Raw genomic sequence first — 1338 nt, forward strand, 5'->3', positions numbered from 1 at the left:
CCAACTCCGCAACCACCTCACCCACACCACCGGACTCACCCTCACCCCCACCCTCGTCTTCGACCACCCCACACCCCACGCCCTCACCACCTACCTCCTCGGCCAACTCGCACCGCAAGCGCGCGCCGCGAAGACCAAGACCGTCGTCAAGGTGGTCGACGACGAGCCCATCGCCGTCGTCGGGTTGTCGTGCCGGTTCCCGGGTGGAGTGTCCTCCCCGGACGATCTGTGGAAGCTCGTCTCGTCCGGAGTGGACGCCATCACCGGGTTCCCCACGGACCGTGGTTGGGACCTGGCGACCTTGTTCGACCCCGACCCGGACCGCCCTGGGACCAGTTACGCGCGGTCGGGCGGGTTCCTCGCGGGTGCGGCCGAGTTCGACGCGAAGTTCTTCGGCATCGGGCCGCGTGAGGCGTTGGCGATGGACCCGCAGCAGCGGTTGTTGTTGGAGGGTGTGTGGGAGGCGTTACTGGGGCATCGGCACCTCGGGGAGCATCGTGTCCGGGCGGGTGGCCTACTCGTACGGGTTGGAAGGCCCGGCGATCACGGTCGACACCGCCTGTTCGTCCTCCTTGGTCGCCGTCCACCTGGCAGCGCAGTCGCTGCGCCGGGGTGAGTGCTCGATGGCCGTGGCCGGCGGCGTGACCGTCAACTCGACGCCCGGTGTGTTCGTGGAGTTCTCCCGGCAGCGCGGCATGTCCGCTGACGGTCGGTGCCGCTCGTTCTCGGCCGACGCGGAGGGCACGGGGTGGTCCGAGGGCATGGGTGTGCTCGTGTTGGAGCGTCTGTCGGACGCACGCCGCTTGGGGCACAACGTGTTGGCGGTGGTGCGGGGGTCGGCGGTCAACCAGGACGGTGCGTCGAACGGCCTCACCGCGGGTGGCCGGGCTGATCAAGATGATCATGGCGATGCGGCACGGCAGGCTGCCCGCCACCCTGCACGTCGACACGCCGACGCCGAAGGTGGACTGGTCGGCGGGCCGGGTCGAACTGCTGACCGAGACGCGCGACTGGCGGGTCAACGGCCATCCGCGACGTGCTGGGGTGTCGGCGTTCGGGGCCAGCGGCACCAACGCCCACGTGATCCTCGAAGAAGCGCCTTCGCCGGTGGAATCGCCTGCTGCCACCGAGTCCGGGTCTGTGCCGGTGGTGTGGGTGGTGTCGGGTCGGTCGCGGTCGGCGGTGTCGGGTCAGGTTCGGCGGTTGCGGGAGTGGGTGGTGGCCCGTCCCGGGGTGGACCCGGTGGATGTGGCGTGGTCGTTGTCGCGTCGGGCCAGGTTCGATCACCGGGTGGTGGTGGTCGGTGTGTCCCGTGCGGAGTTGGTGGCGGGGTTGGGG

Annotated in this window: 1 pseudogene; it reads left to right on the forward strand. The window is 70.1% G+C overall.

Going from position 1 to position 1338, the window contains the following annotated elements:
* Positions 1-1338 (forward strand): annotated as a pseudogene (locus tag OQ02_RS45355) (beta-ketoacyl synthase N-terminal-like domain-containing protein); the annotation flags it as partial.

The organism is Saccharothrix sp. NRRL B-16314 (genome assembly GCF_000716595.1).
Taxonomy (GTDB): Bacteria; Actinomycetota; Actinomycetes; order Mycobacteriales; family Pseudonocardiaceae; genus Actinosynnema.